General features: G+C 72.2%; 14 protein-coding genes. 3 read left to right on the top strand and 11 right to left on the bottom strand.

Annotation, left to right across the window (positions count from 1 at the left end; all coding sequences use genetic code 11):
* Positions 1-46 precede the first annotated feature (46 nt).
* Genes AC3YO9_RS15205 through AC3YO9_RS15185 form a run of 5 tightly spaced genes read right to left on the bottom strand, consistent with a single transcriptional unit; the run spans position 47 to position 3,897 of the window.
* Positions 47-1,255 (bottom strand): DegT/DnrJ/EryC1/StrS family aminotransferase, encoded by a 1,209-nt coding sequence (locus AC3YO9_RS15205; RefSeq protein ID WP_489983773.1) that lies wholly within the window; start codon positions 1,253-1,255, stop codon positions 47-49.
* 41 nt (positions 1,256-1,296) lie between these two features.
* The gene (locus AC3YO9_RS15200; RefSeq protein WP_489983772.1) at positions 1,297-2,481 is read right to left on the bottom strand and encodes a lipid-transfer protein; all 1,185 of its coding nucleotides are present in this window, start codon (positions 2,479-2,481) and stop codon (positions 1,297-1,299) included.
* Positions 2,478-2,906, bottom strand: a complete 429-nt coding sequence (locus AC3YO9_RS15195; protein WP_489983771.1) for a hotdog family protein — start codon at positions 2,904-2,906, stop codon at positions 2,478-2,480. Before AC3YO9_RS15195 ends, AC3YO9_RS15200 begins: the two co-directional genes overlap by 4 nt.
* Complete coding sequence (locus tag AC3YO9_RS15190; protein WP_127782232.1) at positions 2,903-3,346, bottom strand: Zn-ribbon domain-containing OB-fold protein; 444 nt, start codon at positions 3,344-3,346, stop codon at positions 2,903-2,905. Before AC3YO9_RS15190 ends, AC3YO9_RS15195 begins: the two co-directional genes overlap by 4 nt.
* A complete protein-coding gene (locus AC3YO9_RS15185; RefSeq protein WP_489983770.1) occupies positions 3,343-3,897 on the bottom strand; it encodes an FAS1-like dehydratase domain-containing protein in 555 nt (184 codons plus the stop codon). The genes AC3YO9_RS15190 and AC3YO9_RS15185 overlap by 4 nt, the downstream gene beginning before the upstream one ends.
* 170 nt (positions 3,898-4,067) lie before the next feature.
* On the opposite strand from AC3YO9_RS15185, the gene AC3YO9_RS15180 reads away from it, so the two are divergent.
* Positions 4,068-4,682: a TetR/AcrR family transcriptional regulator gene (locus tag AC3YO9_RS15180; RefSeq protein ID WP_489983769.1), complete on the top strand. Its 615-nt coding sequence runs from the start codon at positions 4,068-4,070 to the stop codon at positions 4,680-4,682.
* A gap of 20 nt (positions 4,683-4,702) precedes the next feature.
* Here AC3YO9_RS15180 and AC3YO9_RS15175 read toward each other — a convergent pair whose 3' ends face one another.
* Together AC3YO9_RS15175 and AC3YO9_RS15170 are read right to left on the bottom strand one after the other, a co-directional pair.
* On the bottom strand, positions 4,703-6,382 hold the full coding sequence (locus AC3YO9_RS15175; RefSeq protein ID WP_489983768.1) for an AMP-binding protein: 1,680 nt from the start codon (positions 6,380-6,382) through the stop codon (positions 4,703-4,705).
* 1 nt (position 6,383) lies between these two features.
* Positions 6,384-7,076, bottom strand: a complete 693-nt coding sequence (locus AC3YO9_RS15170; RefSeq protein ID WP_489983767.1) for a PaaI family thioesterase — start codon at positions 7,074-7,076, stop codon at positions 6,384-6,386.
* Between the two features lie 162 nt (positions 7,077-7,238).
* Between AC3YO9_RS15170 and AC3YO9_RS15165 the strand changes: the two genes are divergently transcribed.
* On the top strand, positions 7,239-7,577 hold the full coding sequence (locus AC3YO9_RS15165; RefSeq protein WP_127782228.1) for a hypothetical protein: 339 nt from the start codon (positions 7,239-7,241) through the stop codon (positions 7,575-7,577).
* 1 nt (position 7,578) lies between these two features.
* Here the strand turns inward: AC3YO9_RS15165 and AC3YO9_RS15160 are convergent, their stop codons facing one another.
* Positions 7,579-8,514 (bottom strand): SDR family NAD(P)-dependent oxidoreductase, encoded by a 936-nt coding sequence (locus AC3YO9_RS15160; protein WP_489983766.1) that lies wholly within the window; start codon positions 8,512-8,514, stop codon positions 7,579-7,581.
* A gap of 448 nt (positions 8,515-8,962) precedes the next feature.
* Here AC3YO9_RS15160 and AC3YO9_RS15155 point away from each other — a divergent pair, with 448 nt between their 5' ends.
* Positions 8,963-10,123 (top strand): multidrug effflux MFS transporter, encoded by a 1,161-nt coding sequence (locus AC3YO9_RS15155; RefSeq protein WP_489984077.1) that lies wholly within the window; start codon positions 8,963-8,965, stop codon positions 10,121-10,123.
* A gap of 38 nt (positions 10,124-10,161) precedes the next feature.
* Here AC3YO9_RS15155 and AC3YO9_RS15150 read toward each other — a convergent pair whose 3' ends face one another.
* The 3 genes from AC3YO9_RS15150 to AC3YO9_RS15140 form a co-directional block, all read right to left on the bottom strand.
* Positions 10,162-11,451, bottom strand: coding sequence for an MFS transporter (locus AC3YO9_RS15150; protein WP_489983765.1), 1,290 nt, complete (start codon positions 11,449-11,451; stop codon positions 10,162-10,164).
* Positions 11,452-11,546: 95 nt separating this feature from the next.
* Complete coding sequence (locus AC3YO9_RS15145) at positions 11,547-12,677, bottom strand: polysaccharide pyruvyl transferase family protein (RefSeq protein ID WP_489983764.1); 1,131 nt, start codon at positions 12,675-12,677, stop codon at positions 11,547-11,549.
* Between the two features lie 56 nt (positions 12,678-12,733).
* Positions 12,734-13,759, bottom strand: a complete 1,026-nt coding sequence (locus AC3YO9_RS15140) for an MsnO8 family LLM class oxidoreductase (protein WP_489983763.1) — start codon at positions 13,757-13,759, stop codon at positions 12,734-12,736.
* Positions 13,760-13,835 lie beyond the last annotated feature (76 nt).

Genomic DNA, 13,835 nt, shown 5'->3' with positions numbered 1-13,835 from the left:
GCTCCTGCGGGTGGTGGGGGAAGTGGTCAGGTCGTCCGGCGCGCGGCTACTGCCACTTCGCGGCGAAGCGGTGGATGCTCTCGGCGATGCGCTCCACCTCGGCGTCGGTGAGGCCGTGGCTCATGCCCAGCGTCATCCCGCGGGCGAACACCGCGTCGGCCTCCGGCAGGCCCTCCTCCGGCTGGCGGAAGTCGACGCCGCCCATCATCGGGTGGCGGGTGATGTTGCCGCTCCACACCGTGCGGGTGTCGATGCCGTCGCCCTCGATGGCCTCCTGCAGGTCGCTGCGGGTGAAGGGCGCGTCGGCGTTGATCATCACCGGGTAGCACAGCCAGGCGGTGTCCAGGCCCGGTGTCTGCACCGGGGTGGTGAACAGCTCCGGGTGGGCGCCGTAGGCCGCGGTGTAGGAGGCGAACGTCTGCTGACGACGCCGGTAGTTGGCCGGCAGCTTGTCCAGCTGGACCACGCCGTAGGCCGCACCCAGCTCGGAGGGCTCGAAGTTCCAGGACAGCTCGTCGAAGATGAAGTCGTTGTCATAGTCCACCCCGTCCAGCTCCTCGCGGAACACCCGGCCGGTGCCGGTGCTGCCGAAGAGGTTGGGCTCGGAGCGCCGGCCCCAGCGGCGCAGCAGGAGCGCGCGGTCGCGCAGCGCCACGTCGTCCACCATGACCATGCCGCCGGTGCCGGCGCAGGTGATGATGTGGGCCATCGAGAAGCTGGTCACGCTGATGTCGGCGCGGGTCCCGGTGGGGGTGCCGTGCAGGCGTGGGCCCAGCGCGTCGCAGGTGTCCTCGATGACCTTGAGCCCGTGCCGGTCGGCGACCGCGCGGATGGCGTCCCAGTCGGGGCAGTTGCCGGCCAGGTTCGGGATGAGGATGGCCCGCGTCTTGTCGCTGACCATCGCCTCGATCTTGGCCACGTCGACGTTGAAGGTGTTGGGCTCGACGTCGACGAACACTGGGACCAGCCCGGCCCGCACGATGGGGGCCACGTCGGTGGAGAAGGTCAGCGGCGAGGTGATGACCTCGCTGCCGGCGGGCAGGTCCAGCAGCTCGATGGCCAGGTACAGCCCCGAGGACCCGGAGTTGCACATCACCCCGTACGCCTTGCCGCTGAGCTCGGCGACGCGGGTCTCCATCTCGTGCACGTTCTTGCCGATGCGCAGCCCCTGGTGGCCGCTGCGCAGCACGTCCACGACCGCCTGGATCTCCTCCTCTCCGTGGGTGGCGCGGGCGTAGGTGATGCGCTCGGTCATGGTGGTGCTCCTTCAGGGGTCAGGGGTGCGGCGCGGGCGCCTCAGCGGTCGGCGGAGAGCACGATGGCGCTGTGCGGCACCGGCGAGCCGCCGGTGACCAGGACGTTGTCGAGGGACTTCGACGGCTGGTTGGTGGAGGTGCCGCGGATCAGCCGCACGCCCTCGGCGATGCCGTTGACGCCGTGGATGTAACCCTCGCCCAGCTGTCCGCCGTGGGTGTTGATGGGCAGGCGTCCGTCGAGGTCGGCGTGGCCCTCGCGGAGGAAGTCCTTGGCCTCGCCGCGCCCGCAGAAGCCGTACTCCTCCAGCTGCAGCAGCACCATCGGGGTGAATGCGTCGTAGAGGATCGCGGCGTCGATGCTCTCCGGGCCGCCGCCGGACTGCTGCCACAGCTGCCGGGCCACCAGCTCCACCTCGGGCATCCGGTCGATGTCGTCGCGGTAGTAGCTGCTCATGGAGATCTGCTGCGGCCCCACCCCCTGGGCGGCCCCGGCGATGAGCGCCGGCGGGTGCGGCAGGTCGCGGGCGCGCTCGGCGCTGACGATGACCAGGGCCTGGCCGCCGTCGCTCTCCTGGCAGCAGTCGAGCATCCGCAGCGGGTCGGCGATCATCCGCGAGGCCTGGTGGTCGGCGAGGGTGATCGGACGGTTGTGGAACCACGCCTTGGGGTTGTTGGCGGCGTGCTTGCGGGAGAGCACCGACACCCGCCCGAAGTCCTCGCTGGTGGCGCCGTAGCGCTCCATGTAGGTGCGCGCCAGGAACGCCTCCTGCTGGGCCGGGGTGAGCAGCCCGTAGGGGTTGATCCAGTTGCGGTACTCCTGGTCGGTGTTGGCGTTGTAGGCGAACGGCGGCGGGCCGGCGCCGAAGCGGTGGCCGGAGCGCTCGTTGAACGCGCGGTAGACCACCACCACGTCGGCCACCCCGGAGGAGACCGCCAGCGCCGCCTGCTGCACCGGGGCGCAGGCGCCGCCGCCGCCGTGCGGGATGCGGCTGAAGAACGTCAGCTCGGGGATGCCCAGCGCCCGGGCCACCGCGATCTCCGGGTTGGTCTCCATGGTGAACAGCGCGAAGCCGTCCACCTCCTCCACCCCGATCTGGGCGTCGGCGAGCGCGGCCAGCGTGCTCTCGCAGGCCAGCTGCCACTCGGAGCGGCCGCTGTTCTTGGAGAACTCGGTGGCCCCGATGCCGACGATCGCCGCGTCCCGGGAAAAACCTCGCGTGCTCATGCTGCTCCTCCTGCAGTGGGGACCACGGTGGCGGTGGCGGTGACGTGGACTCCGCGGCTGGTCTCCCCGCGGAGGGTGAGGGTGACGGCGTCGCGGTCCACCGCGGTCACCTCGCCGGTGAGGCGCAGGGTGTCGCCGGGGAAGCTGGGCACGCCCAGGCGCAGGGAGATCCTGGCGATCCGGGAGGCCGGGCCCGACCAGTCGGTGACGTAGCGGTCCAGGAAGCCGTTGGTGGAGTTGATGGACAGGAAGATGTCCGGGGTGCCGCGGTCCTGGGCCTTGCCCGGGTCGTGGTGGACGTCCTCGAAGTCCTGCGAGGCGATGGCCGCGGCGACGATGAGGGTGCGGTCCAGGTCCAGCTCGAGCACCGGCAGGGTGTCGCCCACCGCGGCCTCGGGAAAGCGGGCGGTGGTGGCGGCGCTCATGCCGCACCGCCGGCGGGCTTGCGCAGCTGGGGCAGGACCGCTCCGTGGGCGTGCTCGGCGAAGCCGATCTCCAGCTCCAGGCCCGGCCTGAGCTCGGCGTGGTCCACCCCGGCGATGTCGGCGACCAGCCGGGTGCCCTCGGGCAGGTCCACCAGGCCCACCGCGAGCGGGTACTCGAACGCGGGGTCCTGCGGGTGGTGGATGACGGTGTAGCTGTGCAGGGTGCAGCGGCCGCTGGCGGTCACGGTGTCCCAGTCGAAGGAGCGGCACTGCGGGCAGGCCGGCGCCGGGGGGTGGCGCAGCGTCTCGCAGCTGGTGCAGCGCTGGATCTCCAGGCGGCCCTGCGCTGCGGCGGTGAAGAAGAACTCGTTGTCCTGGGTGACCACCAGGTGCGGCACCGTGGTGGAGCGGGCGGGCGTGTTCTCGGTCGGTGCGCTCATGCCGCGCCCTCCTGGGTGCTGGGGTTGAAGCGGAGCAGGCGGAAGCGCTCCTCCACGAGGAGGTCGTCGTGCTGGTTGACGTACTTCTTCAGCAGGGTGATGAAGCAGCCCTCCCCCAGGCCGGTCTTCTTCACCGGCGAGATCGCCTCGATGGTGAAGTGCGTGGTGACGTGGTCGCCGGGGTGGATCTCCTGCAGGTACTCCTGCTCGAGGTTGGTGGCGACCACCGAGGTGAAGCCGGCGTCGTCCAGCAGCTGCAGCAGGCGGGAGTAGGCGAAGTCCTCCCCCACTCCCTCGCTGCGCATCCGCTGCACGTCGCGGTAGCGGCGGTAGCCCGACATCACCCAGGTCGAGGCCATGGCCGGTGGGCACACCACGTCCGGGCGCCCGGTGGCGCGCGCGGCCTCGGCGTCGACGTAGACGGGGTTGTGGTCGTCGTGCGCCTCCACCCAGTTGCGGATCATCGGGGCGTTGACCTCGTACCGGGCGACGCGGGGCGGCTCCGCCTCCACCCCCAGGAACTGCTCGAACTGCTTCTCCAGGCTCTGCACGGCGGACCCTTCTAGTTGAGCAAGCGCTTGATCAGACAGTAGCACCGGAGCAGGCCCGCCGGCGCAACCGCGCGCACCACGCGGTGGCACAGCACGCCAGGAGGGCGACCTGCCCTAGCATCAACGGCCGGCATCCTCAGCAGAGGTGCCGCAGACAGTGGGAGACACCGGTGGCCGCCACACCCGATCGACGCGCGATGATCCTGTCGTCCTCCGCGGAGCTGTTCGCGGAGAAAGGCATCGCCGCGACGACCGTGCGCGACATCGGCGAGACCGCCGGGGTGTTCTCCGGCAGCCTCTACCACTACTTCAAGTCCAAGAACGCCATCGCCAGCGAGATCCTGCGGCTGTTCATGGACGACATCCTGGAGCGCTTCGACCGCGTGGACCGGGGCACCAGCTCGCCGGCGGAGACCGTCCGCGGGCTGATCCGGGAGACGCTGCTGGTGATCGACGAGCACCCCCACCCCACCGCGATCTACCAGAACGACCGCCAGTACCTGCGCGACAACGGGCTGCTCGAGCCCATCGACACCGCCTCCCGCGGCGTGCGTGCCCACTGGCTCACCGCGATCGAGACCGGTGCCGCGGACGGCACCTTCCGCACCGACATCCCGGCCGAGGTCTTCTACCGCACGGTGCGCGACACCCTGTGGGCCACCAACCACTGGCCCAACCGGCGCGGGCACACCGTGGAGGAGTTCGCCGAGCTGATGACGACGTTGTTCTTCTCCGGCTTCGCGGTGCCGGGGAAGGGCTCCGCGGTGCCGGAGAAGCAGGGCTGACCCGGCACCGCGCCCGCTGCTCAGCCGACCTGCTGCTCCAGCGGGGCGGGCAGCAGCGCCAGCCGCCCGTGCTCGCGGAACTCCGCCTCGAGCTGGGTGCGCCGGGCGTCGTCGAGCGCCACGTACTCGCTGGTGCGCCCCACCCGCTCGAAGACGTGGTCGGCGGTGTTCCACGCCTGCGCCCGCAGCGGGGCCTTGTTCACCTTGTTGCTGCCGGTCAGCGGCACCTGCTGCACCACGCGGACGAAGCGGGGCCACCACTTGGCGCCCATCTCCGGCTGGTCGGCCAGGAAGGCGCCGAAGACCGCCGGGTCGAACGACGCCCCGGCGCTGAGCTCCACCGCGCACATCACCTGGTCGCCGGTGCGCGGGTCGGGCACGGCGTACACCGGCGCCGCCGTGACGCCGGGGACGCGCTGCAGGATGCGCTCCACGGGTGCGGCGGAGAAGTTCTCCCCGTCCACCCGCAGCCACTCCGAGGAGCGGCCGGCGAAGTAGAAGTAGCCGTCCTCGTCGCGGTAGGCGAGGTCGCCGGACCAGAAGTCCGCACCCTTGACGCGGTCGGCCATGGCACCCGGGTTCTGGTAGTAGCCCTCGAAGGTGTGGGCCAGCCCGACCGCCACTATCTGTCCGGTGGCCTCGGGGTTGAGCAGGCGCCCGGACTCGTCGAAGCGCGCGCGGGGGCACTCCTGCCCGCTGTTCTCGTCGTAGACGCGGATGTCGGCGTTGTTCTGCGGCAGGCCCAGCGCGCCGGTCGGGGTGTCCGGCGTCTTGCCGATGCGGAAGACGCCCTCGCTGAGCCCGTAGCCCTCCACCACGTCGCAGCCGAAGCGCTCCCGGAAGCGGGCGGTGTCCACCTCGGAGGCCTCGGTGCCGAACGCCAGCTGCAGCGTGCTGGTGCGGTCGCGCGGGTCCTCCGGCTGGTTGAGCACGTAAGACAGCGCCCGGCCCACGTAGTTGACGAAGGTGACGCCGTAGCGGTGGATGTCGGCGGCGAAGCGGGTGGCGGAGAACTTGCGGGTGAGCACCACGGTGCCGCCGACGGCCATGGCGGGGGCCAGGTTCAGCATCACCGCGTTGCCGTGGAACAGCGGCATGCACAGGTAGGCCACGGTGGAGCGGTCCATCCGCACCCGGTCCACCAGCGCCCCGGTGAGGCGACCGAGACGGCCCTGACCGACGATCACCGCCTTGGGGGCGCCGGTCGAGCCGGAGCTGAACATCAGCAGCGCCAGCTGCTCCGGGCCGGGCAGCGCCGCGGGCAGCGCGGCGCCCCGATGCGGCGCCAGCAGCTGCTGGTAGCTGGGGTCGTCCACGTCCAGCACCCGCTCGGCGGGCACCGGCTGACCGGTGCCGGTGACCAGGTGCTTGAGCCGGGACTCGGTGACGATGACGTCGATGTCGGCGTGGGCGATGTCGTGGGCGAGCTCGGGCCCGCTGCGGCTGGCGTTGATCCCCACCACCACCGCACCGGCCAGCGCCCCCGCGCCGAGCCAGAAGACGAAGTCCGGGACGTTCTCCAGCAGCACGCCGACGTGCACCTGCCGGTCCGCGGGCACCGGGGCCAGCGCCGCGAGCGCCGCCGCGCGGTCGGCGGACTCCTGGACCACCTGGTCCCAGGTCCACTGCTCGTCGCCGAAGCGCAGACCCACCGCCTGGTCGCCTGCTCGGGACCGAACGATCTCGGCGAACGTCTCCACGTCAAACCTCCACGTCGGGTGCGGTGAGCCGGCTGCCGGCGGCCGACCTGGCCGCCAGCTCGGCGCGGGTGATCTCGATGAACAGGCCACGAGCCTCGACGGTGCGCACCCCGTCCACCTCGATCCAGCCCTCGGCCACCGTCTTGCGGCCGCTGACGTCGAGGATGCGGGCGTGCAGCTCGACGCTGGCGTCCAGCGGGGTGCGGTGCAGGTAGCGCAGGTCCAGGGTGGCGGTGACCACGAGCTTGCCCTGGGCCTGCAGCAGCACCCCGAGCATGCAGTCCATGAGGTGCGCGCTGAAGCCGCCGTGCAGGTGGTCGGGCGGGCCCTCCAGCAGGGCGTCGGTGCGCAGGGTCGCCCGCGCGGTCGTGCCGTCGAAGAAGACGTCGATCGGGATGCCCTGCGGGTTGTACCGGAACAGCGCCCACGGCTGGTCCAGCCCGGCGGCCTTGGCGGCAGCGGGGCCGGGGAAGGGCGCGCGGATCACCCGGGGGCGGCCCTGGCCCCCCATGTCCGCGACAGCCGCCCGCAGCCGCGCGGCGTGCGCGCGCAGCTGGGCGGGCTCGGCCTCGCTGGTGGCCACGGCGAGCATCACCTCGCGGGCCGCGCGCACCAGGTCCTCGGCGGCCTCCCGGTGGTCGGCGTCGAGGGCGGGCGTGGTGGCCAGGCCCGGTGCGCCTGCTGTGGTCGTCATCAGGGCGGTGTGCTCCGTCGGTTCGGCCGGGGCCGGCGGCCCCGGGCTTGGTGCGGTGCGGGTGGTGCGGTTCCTGCTGTTGAGCAAGCGCTTGATCGGACCTTAGCACCGGCCCCGTCCGCGGCCCCGACGCCACTCCGTCTCCGGGCGCATACTCGAGAGATGAGCGATCCCGCAGAGCACGACCTCGAGCTGACGACGAGCGCGCTGAAGGCCGGCCCCACCGACCTGGGACTGGCCGGCGGAGTGCTGGAGATCGAGCGGTGGCAGAACCGCCTCGACGGTGTCGAGGGACCGCTCCTGGAGGAGATAGGCGGCATGCTGGCCGAGCTGCGCGGCGAGCTCGAGAGCGACGCACCCGACCCGGCCGTGGCCGCGGACCTGATGCGTCGCCTGGGCAACCAGTGCGTGCTCATCGCCGAGCAGATGCCGCCGGGCAACATGCACGCTCGCCTGCGGGAGCTGGGCAACGAGCTGATCGAGGGCGCTGCCGAGGTCTAGCTCAGCCGGGCACCGCCGGGGCGAACGGTCCCGGGTCACCGAGCAGCTCGGCGTAGCGGATCAGGTCGCCCTGCCCGCTGGTCGGCGTCTGCAGGTCGTGGCCCGCCATCACCTCGGCAAAGTGGTCCCGGAACGACTCCGGCGACGGGTCGTCCTCGAAGTGTCCGCGCGTGGTCGCGAACAGCACCCGGGACGCCCGCCCCGCCCCCACCAGGAACGTCTCCCCGGACACCGGGACCGAGCGGTGGCACAGCAGCAGCGCGAAGGCCGCCACCTTCTCCGGGGCGAACCAGCGCTGCAGCCAGTCGGTGTACACCGGGTCCGGCGCGGCCGCGGTCATCCGGGTGTGCGCCACCGGCATGAGGACGTTGATCGCGATGTCGCGGTCGCGGTTGTCGGTGGCCAGCACCCGGCTCAGCCCGATCACCCCACCCTTGGCCGCGGCGTAGTCGCCGGAGCCGGGAGTGCCCAGGAACGAGGAGGAGGCGGTGTTGACCACCCGGCCGTAACCGCGCTCCAGGAAGTGCGGCCACACCGCCCGCAGCACGTTCACCGTGCCCATCAGGTGGGTGGACAGCACCGCCTCGTAGACCTCGGGCGGCGAGAAGGCGCCGCGGCCGAAGATGCCCGCGTTGTTCAGCACGACGTCGACCTGGCCCCACTCCTGCAGCGCGTGGTCGACGATCGCCGCTGCGCCGTCGACGGTGGCCACCGAGTGGGTGTCCGCCAGCGCCTGCCCGCCCGCGGCCCGGATGGCGGCGGCCACCCGCTCCGCCGCACCAGGATCGCCGTCCCCGGCCACCCCCGGCGTGCCGAGGTCGTTGACCAGCACCCGCGCGCCGCGCTCAGCGAGCAGCGCGGCGTGCGCCGCCCCCAGCCCGCCGCCAGCTCCGGTGACGACGGCCACCTGACCGTCCAGTCGCAGCTCGTCCGACACGGGGCCTCCTGAGGTGGGTGGTGTTGTCCGAACGTAGGCCAGACCATCCCGAGAAGGAACATGTCGCACCGGCACACGCCGATCAGCGGGTGCGTTGGTAGCGACCAGGACTGCAGATCTCAAGCCGGGCAGGCGTGAGAATCAGCACCGTTGACGAGTTTCCGGACACCCGCTCGGCGGACCTACCATGGTGTTCCCGGCTCGGTTCCGCTGTAGACCGACGACGGGCGCACCCCCCGAGGTGCGCCTGTGATGAGTCCGGCCCCCGCCGACTCCGCTCCCGTGGTTCCTGCTTGTCCGGAAGGCACCCATGTCTGCGTCAACCTCGGCTGCGTCAACCTCTGCTGCGCCACCTACTTCTGCGCCAACCCGGCCGCGGAGCCCCGTCTCCACCCCACTCATCCTCATCCTGGCCCTGCTCACCGCGGTGTCCCCGCTCGCCACCGACATGTACCTGCCGGCGTTTCCCGAGATGGCGGACGAGCTGGGCACCAGTGCCACCAGCATCCAGCTGACCCTCACCGCGTTCCTGCTCGGCATGGGCGTGGGGCAGCTGCTGATCGGACCGCTGTCGGACTCCATCGGGCGTCGCAAGCCGCTGCTGGTGGGCTCGGTGGTGTGCCTGGTGGCCACGGTCGCCTGCGCGGTCGCCCCCAACGTCGAGCTGCTCACCGTCGCCCGCCTGGTGCAGGGCCTGAGCGGCGCGGCCGGGGTGGTGCTGGCCCGCGCGATCATCTCCGACACCGCGCGGGGCGCCGCCGCGGCCAAGCTGATCGGCGTGATGATGGTGATCATGGTGATCGCGCCCGTGGTCGCCCCGCTGGCCGGTGGAGCGATCGTGGCCAGCACCAGCTGGCGCGTGGTGTTCTGGGCGCTGGCCGCCCTCACCGCGCTGATGCTGCTCGGTGCGGTGACGCTGGCGAAGGAGACCCTGCCGCCGAGCGAGCGGCACCCGGGTGGCTTCGCGTCCGTCGTCCAGGGCGCGCGCACGGTGCTCGCCAACCGCAGCTACGTCGGCTACCTGCTCACCTTCTGCTTCTCCTTCGCGGCGCTGTTCGCCTACATCTCGGCGTCGCCGTTCGTGGTGCAGAACGTGCTGGGCTTCTCCGAGGGCCAGTTCTCCCTGGTCTTCGGTGGCAACGCCCTGCTGGTGGTGCTCACCAGCAGCGTCGCTGCGGCGCTGGCCGGCCGGGTGTCCTACCGCCGCATGGTCGTCGGTGGCGTCACGGTGATGACGCTGGCCTCCGTCGGCCTGCTGGTGTCCGCCCTGAGCGGGCTGCCCACCGTGCCGACGCTGGTGCTGTTCGCGATCTTCCAGGGCTCGCTCGGCTTCATCTTCTCCAACGCCACCGCCCTGGCGCTGGCGCAGGTCACCTCGCACGCCGGTACCGGCTCGGCGTTCCTCGGCTTCGTGCAGTTCCTCCTGGCTGCGGCCATCACCCCGCTGGTGGGCATCGGCGGGGAGCACACCGCGGTCCCGATGGCCGTGGCCATGCTGGTGTGCACCGTGCTGTCCATGCTGGCCTTCGCCACGCTCACCCCGAGGGCTGAGACGCCGGTGGTCGAGCAGACCGAGGCACTGCCCACTGATCGAGCACTGACCCACTGATCGAGCACTGACCACCGCCGACGGCGGGTGCCAGGGCGCTACCGCGCCTCGGTGCCCGCCGTCGGCAGGTACGGGCCTTCCTGCTCCTCCACGGGCGCCGCGTCCGCCGCCCACCGCCCGTGGCCGAGCACGGCCGCCAGCAGGCACCAGCCCAGGAACGCCACCGTCGCGCAGACCATCGCGGCGTCCACGTTCCACGCCGTGGTCAGCCCACCGATGCACAGCACCAGCACCCCGCAGAAGCCGTAGGAGGTGGAGGCGTACACCGAGGTGCGCCGTCCCTGCATCACCGGCGAGAGCCCCTGGGTGAGCAGGCGCAGGCCGAAGGCGTAGCAAAAGCCTTGGGCGGCACCCCAGAACAGGCAGCCCAGGATCATCAGCCACAGCGCGTCCGCCAGCAGGCCGGCGCAGCTGAGCACGGTGCCCACGGTCAGGATGGCCAGGGCCTGCGGAGCGGTGAACGCCCGGCCCAGCGCGCGCAGCAGGTGCGGCGTGGCCCAGGCCGCCGCGAGCAGCACCACGCCGGCCACCACCCCCAGCAGCAGCGAGTCGCTCGCTGACCCGGAGCGCAGCGCGGAGGGGAACACTCCCAGCGCGATGCCCCCCACGGTCCAGCCCGCGGCACCGAGCACGTAGCCCGCGGCGGCCCGCCGCCCGAGCCGGGGACGCGGCAGCACCGACGCGGTGTCCTGCGGTGCCGGCAGGTGCGCCAGCGCCACGGCGAGCACGGCGCGGTTGCGCCACAGCACCACGCTGAGCGACGTGGCGGCGAGCACCAGCAGCACCGCGTGCGCCTGGTAGATCAGCTCGGTGGGGCGCGGCAGCAGGTCGCCCACCAACGCGGCGAGCACCAGCCCCAGCAGCGACCCGGCGATGGCGCCGCTGGCGGCGATGGTGCGACCCCGCTCCCCCTTGCCCACCACCGCCAGCGTGGCCGCCGAGCCGGTCGCCAGCCCCACCGCCAGGCCGGCCGTGGCCCGCCCGGCGAAGAGCAGCCCGACGCTGTCCGCGCCGACGGACAGCAGCGCGTCGCCCACCACCCCGATCAGCAGGGCCACCGGCAGCAGCAGCCACGACAACCGCGCCAGGTGGGTGCGACTCATGAGCACGAAGACGGCGATGAGCGCGACGAAGTACATGACGAACAGCGCCGAGGTGGTCAGCGCGGACAGCCCGAGCCGCTCCTGGTACAGCGGCAGCAGCGGAGCAGGGATGTTGGAGCCGATCACCACCACGGTGAACGCCACTGAGGCCATCACCCCGAGCTGGGCACGGCGGCGGGCAGTGGCCGGCTCGGACAGCGGCGCCCCGACCAGATCGTTCGGCATGCGAAGGAGACTACGGTCGCGGCGCCGCCGGGGCGCGGCCGATGTGCTGGCGCGCCGCCGTGCTGGCGCGGCGCGCGGGGCCTGCGAGCGCCCCGCTAGACCCCGAGCACCTCGGGGGTGCGGGCCAGCGGGTAGAGCAGGTCGGCCTCGGCACGCTTGCGGGCGGCCAGATCCGGCAGCACCTCGGCGAGGCTGCCCGTCCCCTGCGGCACCTGCAGGGGGCCGGGACCGTCGGCCACTCCCCAGCCGCTGCCCAGCCGACGCAGCGAGTGGTGCTTGACGTCGTAGTAGCCGTGGCGGATGGGCACCGCGACCCCCCGGGCGCCGGCTGCGGAGGCCAGCAGGTGCAGGTGGAAGCGGGTGGTGATCCACTCCTGCTCGGCGGAGACGGGCAGTCCGCGGGTCCACACGTCGGAGAAGGGCACGAAGTGCTCGTCCGGGATGAGGTCGGCGAGCCGGTCGTAGGCCAGCCGGTCCACGCCGGGAATGGCCTCCACGTAGTGCACTGCCTTGCCCTGCCGGGCGGCGTGCTCGACGAGGGGACGAGCGGCCGTGACCACCTCGTCGAACCGTCCCTCGTCGGCCATGTCGCTCTGGATGCACACGTACAGCCCCGCCGGCGGGGCTGCGCGGCGCGCGATCTCCGCCTGCGCGCCGAGGAAGGCGTCGTCCAGTCCCAGCGGCAGGTGGTGCGCCTGGGCGCTGGCGTCGTCACGCACAGTGACGTGGTCGAAGTTCGCGAACAGCTCCGGGGCGGCGTCGACGGCCGCGGGCATGAGCCCCTGCCCCGTCGCGTACAGCGGGGCACCGGTGAGCTGCTTGACCGCCTTCATGCCCTCCACCAGGCCGGCGTGGTGCGGCCAGACGCCGTTGACGTAGCCACCGCCGATGAGGTGCATCGACCGGACGCTGCGCAGCCGCAGCAGACCCAGGTCGTAGTGCGGTGAGCCGAGGTCGTGGATCAGCGCCGCCACCCGCGGCCCGACCTCCTCCACCGGCAGGTGAGCGGCATCGCCGACGGCCCGCCACAGCGTGTTGGTGGTGCGCAGCCGTGGGTGCAGGCCCTCGAACAGGTTCTGCGCCATGCCCGGCTGCGGGCAGTCCAGCCAGACGTCCACCGCCGGGGCCACCTCGGCGAGGTGCCGCAGCCAGGACGCTGCGATCAGCTCGTCACCGAAGTTCGGGTATCCGGCGGAGCCGATCAGGTAGTACGGCGGTGCAAGCACCTGGTGATCGTAGATCCGGACATCCGTTACTCAGCGTCACCACGCCGAGGGGGACGTCAGCTGTTTCGCGGGGTCAGGCCGAAGGTCTCGGCCAGCAGCTGGTGTGAGCGGATCCGGTCGGCGGGGTCGGCGATGAGGTTCTGCACCATCACCTCGTCCGCCTCGCTCTGGACCATCATCTGCTCCAGCGTGGCGCGCACCTGGGCGGGGTCACCGGCGACGAACTGCGGCCACCGGCCGTCCACGATCGTCGTCGGCTGCGCCTTCTCCGTCGGGCTCAGCTCGCGGGCGGCCTCCTCGGCCGAGGGCAGGAGTGCACCGCCACCCACGGTGCGCAGCCGGGCGTAGTAGCCCTTGGCCGAGCCGACCAGGTGCTGCGCGTGCGCGGCGCTCTCCCCCACCGTGACGTTCACCGCGAGGATGGCCCGCGGCTTCTCCAGGCCGAAGCCCTGCGGCTGGAACTGCTCGCGGTAGTGCCGCAGCGCCGGGGCCGCGCCGGTGGGGTTGATGAACCCGGCGAAGGTGTAGCCGATGCCCAGGCCCGCGGCCAGGGCCGACCCGCTGGGGCTGGAGCCGAGCAGCCAGGTCTGCGGCTTGCCCGCCGGCGTGTGCACCAGCGGCTTGTCGGCAAAGGGGTGGTCGGACGGAAACGCCTCGTAGAGCCAGGCGAGGGTCTCCAGCACCTGCTGCTGGTGATCGGCCTGCGCGGGGTGCTGACGGTCCCGCTGCAGCGCCAGGTCGATCGCCGGACCCGCGGTGGCCCGGCCCATCCCGAGGTCCACCCGGCCGGGGAACATCGCCGCCAGCTGGGCGAACATCTCGGCCACCTTGAACGGGCTGTAGTGGTTCATCAGCACCGCGCCCGAGCCGATGCGGATGCCGCTGGTCTGCATCCCGGCGGCGGCGATGAGCAGCTCCGGGTGGTGGGAGGCGCCCATCCGGCTCAGGTGGTGCTCGGCGAACCAGATGCGGTGAAAGCCCACGGCGTCGGCGTGGCGCGCGACGGCCAGGGAGTCGGCGATGCCGTCCTGCTCGGTGGTGCCGGGCGCCACGGTGCCCAGGTCGACGATGGACAGCTTCACGGGGGGCTCCTGAGCGTGGACGGTGCGGCACCTGATTGTGCCGGGCCGGGTGTCGATCTGGGGGTTCCCCCGTTCG

This window comes from Rhodococcus sp. Z6_132, from assembly GCF_058133635.1.
This window is presented reverse-complemented; position numbering and strand designations above follow the sequence as displayed.